Annotated in this window: 5 protein-coding genes; 1 reads left to right on the forward strand and 4 read right to left on the reverse strand. The window is 47.9% G+C overall.

Annotated features, from left to right (window positions below):
• Window positions 1–1,479: heparinase II/III family protein (locus KI655_RS23980; RefSeq protein ID WP_285409203.1), on the forward strand; the 1,479-nt coding region annotated here is incomplete at its 5' end.
• A gap of 161 nt (window positions 1,480–1,640) precedes the next feature.
• On the opposite strand, the gene phnE (KI655_RS23985) is transcribed toward KI655_RS23980, so the two are convergent.
• The 4 genes from phnE (KI655_RS23985) to phnD form a co-directional block, all read right to left on the reverse strand.
• Complete coding sequence (phnE, locus tag KI655_RS23985) at window positions 1,641–2,471, reverse strand: phosphonate ABC transporter, permease protein PhnE (protein ID WP_285409205.1); 831 nt, start codon at window positions 2,469–2,471, stop codon at window positions 1,641–1,643.
• Between the two features lie 9 nt (window positions 2,472–2,480).
• Window positions 2,481–3,281: a phosphonate ABC transporter, permease protein PhnE gene (gene phnE, locus KI655_RS23990; RefSeq protein ID WP_285409209.1), complete on the reverse strand. Its 801-nt coding sequence runs from the start codon at window positions 3,279–3,281 to the stop codon at window positions 2,481–2,483.
• Window positions 3,281–4,096, reverse strand: coding sequence for a phosphonate ABC transporter ATP-binding protein (gene phnC / locus KI655_RS23995; RefSeq protein ID WP_285409207.1), 816 nt, complete (start codon window positions 4,094–4,096; stop codon window positions 3,281–3,283). Before phnC ends, phnE (KI655_RS23990) begins: the two co-directional genes overlap by 1 nt.
• Window positions 4,097–4,158: 62 nt before the next feature.
• Entirely contained in the window at window positions 4,159–5,115 is a 957-nt protein-coding gene (gene phnD, locus KI655_RS24000; protein ID WP_285409208.1) for a phosphate/phosphite/phosphonate ABC transporter substrate-binding protein, read from the reverse strand.
• Window positions 5,116–5,319: the final 204 nt, after the last annotated feature.

The raw sequence follows: 5,319 nt of genomic DNA on the forward strand, positions 1-5,319 counted from the left end.
TACTACATGGAAGGTCCGTACTACCACCGTTTCTCACTGCGTCCAATCTACTTGTTCGCAGAGGCAATCGAGCGTCGTCAACCTGAGCTTGGTATTTACGAATTCAACGATTCAGTAATCAAGACAACCTCTTACGCGGTATTTAAGACGGCATTCCCAGAAGGTACGCTGCCAGCACTGAACGATTCATCGAAGACGATTTCTATCAACGATGAAGGCGTGATCATGGCAACATCTGTGTGTTACCACCGCTACGAGCAAACTGAAACTCTGCTTGGCATGGCTGATCACCAGCAAGATGTATGGGTTCATATCTCAGGTAAAACACTATCAAACGCGGTTGAAGCGGCTGACGAAATCAAGCCATTCAACTGGGGTAGCCTGTTCGTGACTGACGGCCCAGAAGGTGAGAAAGGCGGCGTGAGCATCCTTCGTCACCGTGACGAGCAAGACGATGACACAATGGCTCTGATTTGGTTTGGTCAGCACGGTTCAGACCATCAGTACCACTCTGCGCTAGACCACGGTCACTATGACGGTCTGCACCTAAGCGTGTTCAACCGCGGCCACGAAGTACTGCATGATTACGGCTTCGGTCGCTGGGTAAACGTTGAGCCTAAATTTGGCGGTCGTTACATCCCAGAGAACAAGTCTTACTGTAAGCAGACTGTGGCACACAACACAGTAACGGTTGACCAAAAAACTCAAAACAACTTCGATACAGCACTGGCTGAGTCAAAGTTTGGTCAGAAGCACTTCTTTGTGGCAGACGATCAGTCTCTACAAGGCATGAGCGGCACAATCTCTGAATACTACACAGGTGTTGATATGCAGCGCAGTGTGATTCTTGCTGAGCTTCCAGAGTTTGAGAAACCACTAGTGATTGATGTGTACCGCATTGAAGCAGATGCTGAGCACCAGTACGACCTGCCAGTTCACCACTCTGGTCAAATCATCCGTACTGACTTCGATTACAAGGTTGAAAGCACGCTTAAGCCTCTTGGCGAAGACAACGGTTACCAACACCTTTGGAACGTTGCTTCAGGTAAAGTGAACGGCAGCTCTTTGGTTAGCTGGTTGCACGACAGCAGCTACTACAGCCTAGTAACAAGTGCTAACGAAGGCAGCGAAGTGATTTTTGCTCGTACTGGCGCGAACGATCCAGACTTCAACCTGAAGAGCGAGCCAGCACTTATCTTGCGTCAATCTGGTCAAAACCACGTGTTCGCTTCTGTACTAGAAACACACGGTTACTTTAACGAGTCTATCGAAGCCTCTGTTGGCGCTCGTGGCCTTGTAGAATCTGTGTCTGTTGTGGGCCATAACAGTGTCGGGACTGTTGTTCGCATTCAGACCACCTCTGGCAGCACTTACCACTACGGTATCTCTAACCAAGCTGAAGATGTTCAGCAAGCAACTCACACCGTTGAGTTTGCTGGTGAGACTTACTCATGGGAAGGTGCATTCGCTAAGCTTTAATCACTAAGCTGAACGAATGAAACAAAAAACGGACGCTTTAATCGCGTCCGTTTTTTTATGGGTAAAACGTTTGTGGCTTAAAGCTCGTTAGAACTAAAGCTTATATGGACTACAGCTTATACGAACTAAAGCCATTCACGCTGAAAGCGCATCTAAACAGGTTAAATCAGTGCCTTACGTGCTTTTGCTGCTAACCATTCAGAGAAGATAACCGTCACTAGAATAGCGCAGAAGATGACTGTCACTTGCGGCCATGCCAGCATTGCCATCGACTCTTGCAGTTTAAGGCCGATACCGCCAGCTCCCACCAAACCAAGCACCGTTGATTCACGAATATTGATGTCCCAACGGAACAGGCTTGTGCCGATAAAGCTTGGCATCACCTGTGGCAAGATCCCGTAGTTCAATACTTGCATCGGCGAAGCGCCCGTCGATTGAATCGCTGCCATTTGCGTAGCGTTAACTTCTTCAATCGCCTCATACATGAGTTTGGCAACAAAGCCGATAGAACGCAGTGCGATGGCGATGATACCCGCTAATAACCCCGGGCCGATGATAGCAACCAGCAATAATGCCCAAATAAGAGAGTTAATCGAACGGCTCGCAGCAATGATAAATAGAGCGATAGGGCGTAAGAAGGTTGCACTCGGTGTGGTATTTCTCGCAGCTAAAAATGCCACTGGGAAAGCCAACATAATGCCTAACAGCGTACCAAGTGTCGCAATGTTGATCGTATCCCATAGTGGCGCCCAAAGCGAATCTAGGTAGCTCCAGCGTGGTGGCCACATGCGTGATGAGATGTCCGCCAGTTGGTTTGGAGAATCGGTGACAAAGTACCAGATCGTATCTTTGTTCATTACCTGCCATGCAAACACGGTGAGTGCCACAAAACAAAACCAGCCTATCCAGAGTAGTAGGCTCTGTTTGCTGTCATAGCGTTGCCAGTGACCACGTTCGATATCATGGTTCGAAGGAGTATTCAAAGTGCTCATTATTGGCCTCTACTGCACATGTTTACGGATGATGGTGGATACATATTCGCAAAGCATAACGATAGCGATAATGATCAGAAGAATGGCCGCTGCCGCGCTGTATTCATAGCGGTCCATAGCGGTATTTAGCGTAGCGCCGATACCACCTGCGCCAACAATGCCGATCACCGCAGATTCACGGAAGTTAATATCTAGACGGTACATAGATAGACCAATAAAGCGTGGCATGACTTGAGCTTGAATAGCGTAGTTAACCTGCTGTAGCCAGCTTGCACCCGTCGCGCGCATCGCCGTCAGTGGGGCAGGGTCAATCGCTTCAATCTCATCGGCAAACAGCTTGGCTAAGAAACCAATAGTGGCGAAGGTTAGGGTGATAAAGCCGGCAAAGGTACCGAAGCCAAACAGCGCCACACACAGAATCGCGACAATGATCTCTTGTAAGCTACGTGCAATCGAAATGAAAGTACGACAGAACAGGTAAACGGGTGTTGGAGCGAGGTTTTTCGCCGCGCCTAAACCGAACGGAATCGAAAGCAGTACACCTGCGACCGTAGACGTGAGCGTCATGGTTAAGCTCTCAATCAAACCTTGTGAGATGTTGTTCCAACGTCCAGTAAAGTCTGGGCTCATAAAGGCGAGAATAAAGTTCCAGCCACGCTCGCTGCCTTCGTAGATGCGAGTCCAGTTGACCTCAACGGATTGAGTCGCGAGGTACAGATACACAGCAACAGAGAGAGTGATGCCCCAGCGAAGCCAAGGGTTGCTGATCAATGGCGGTTTCGTCCATTGGGTTGGATATTGCTGCTGCATCATGCCATTGCCCCAGAAAGCGGTGCTGAAGTGGCGATGATCTCTTCATCTTCTTCCGCTTGTTGACTCCAATCTTCTTCACCATAGATCTGTGTTAGTACATCTTCGGTCAGTTTGCTTGGTACATCATCGAAAACGACGCAACCTGCATTAAGGCCAACAACACGGTCAACGAACTGTTTAGCAAGCTGAACGTCATGAATGTTGATGATCGCCGGCAGTTTCTGCTCAGAACAGATTTCGCTGATCAAACGCATGATTTGGCGTGCAGTTCTTGGATCCAGTGCGGCCGTTGGCTCATCAATCAGCAACAGCTTTGGTTTTTGTGCCAGTGCGCGAGCAATACCAACACGCTGACGCTGACCGCCAGAAAGGGCATCGGCACGTTTATTCGCATGCTCAAGCAGGCCTACGCGATCAAGTAGGGCATAAGCGGCTTGAACATCTTGCGCTGGGTATTTACGAGCAAAGCTCTGCCAGAAGTTCACGTAACCAAGACGACCAGATAGCACATTTTCCATCACAGTCAGACGCTCAATCAGTGCATACTCTTGGAAGATCATTCCGATTTCGCGACGAGATTGACGCAGTTGACGTTTAGATAGACTTTCTAGATTGATGTTAGAAAAGATCACCTGACCACTGGTTGGCTCGGTTAAGCGGTTTATGCAGCGGATAAGCGTGGATTTACCTGCGCCAGATGGGCCAATCAAGCCAACCACTTCGCCTGCGTTAACCGAAAGGTTTACATTGGTTAGTGCCTTATCTGAGCTGGAGTAGTGTTTGGTGAGTCCTTTTAGGATAAGAGTAGACATAAGATTCCTATAAAAACGGCTCGGCAGAGTTGCCAAGCCGTTGTAATTGAGTGGGTAAAAACTTAGCTGCAGGTGTAAGAAACGTTGTTCGCAGTATCGATTGTACGGATCACTTCCCAGTGCTCTTGGTAAGTAATTGGGATGAATTTCGCTTCGCCGTTACGCTCGAATTCCTGTTGCAGTTTTGTGCCTTCCCAATCAAAAGAGAAAAATGCTTCTTGGATTTTCTTTTGTAGGTCTGGGTGCAAGTTATGCGCTGTGCCGTAAGCCGTTGTTGGGAACGTTTGAGACTTGTAGATGCTCTTGATCTGGTCTGCCTTTACCACGTCGCGAGAAAGCATGCGGTTCAGTACTGAGTTTGCTACCGCTGCTGCGTCGTAATCTTTATGAGCAACGCCAAGTACAGAGTTGTCGTGCGCACCTGAGAATGCAGGTTTGAAGTCACGGTCTGGTTGCATTTGGTACTCAGCATCAAGGATTGCAGACGGTGCTTTAAAGCCAGAATTTGACGTTTGCGCAGTGAAGGCTAGGTTTTTGCCTTTTAGGTCTTCAACCTTCTCGATCCCTGAACCCGGGTGAGTGATGATCTCCATTTCGTAACCGAATGAACCATCTTCTGCCGCCATGATTGTGAAAGGAGAGAAGCCTGCACAGTTCACAGCTAGCGGTGTTGAACCTGTGTTGAAGCCAGCAATATGAAGGCGACCTGAACGCATTGCTTCGATTTGAGCTGCGTTATTTTGAACAGGGAAGAAGCGAACATTCTTATCGGTTTTCGCTTCTAGGTGCTCAAGAAACTCACTCCAAACATCGGCATATACTGCTGGGTCTTCTACTGGCGTGTAAGCAAAGATCAACGTGTTTGGGCTTACCCACTGTGATTCATCTTTTGGTGTGTCAGCGACTAGGTTACCAGTGCGGTCTTCGTAGCGAGTATCCATAGCGAAAGAAGCGCCAGAAAAAATGAGAGCTGCAGAAACCGCGCTTTTGATTGCGAGGCTAATTGTTTTTGTTTTCATTGTTGCTATCCAATTGAGTTGTAGTGAATGGACGGCAGTATAGGAATTGCGTATGACATTACGGGTCAAAAATGATGACGAATTTGTGTACACCCGTAAGAAAGTATTTCTGTTTAATCAGCTTGTTAAATGACTTATCTATCACAAAGAGAGCGTGTTGATGCTTATTCTGAGAGATAAAGAAATAAAGAGATAAAGAGATAA

It is taken from the genome of Vibrio sp. D404a (genome assembly GCF_030248535.1).
In the GTDB taxonomy this organism is placed as follows: domain Bacteria; phylum Pseudomonadota; class Gammaproteobacteria; order Enterobacterales; family Vibrionaceae; genus Vibrio.

Coding starts and splice junctions, on each gene's coding strand:
- phnC (WP_285409207.1), bottom strand. CDS start 4,096: ATGTCTACTCTTATCCTAAAAGGACTCACCAAACACTACTCCAGCTCA.
- phnD (WP_285409208.1), bottom strand. CDS start 5,115: ATGAAAACAAAAACAATTAGCCTCGCAATCAAAAGCGCGGTTTCTGCA.
- phnE (WP_285409209.1), bottom strand. CDS start 3,281: ATGCAGCAGCAATATCCAACCCAATGGACGAAACCGCCATTGATCAGC.
- phnE (WP_285409205.1), bottom strand. CDS start 2,471: ATGAGCACTTTGAATACTCCTTCGAACCATGATATCGAACGTGGTCAC.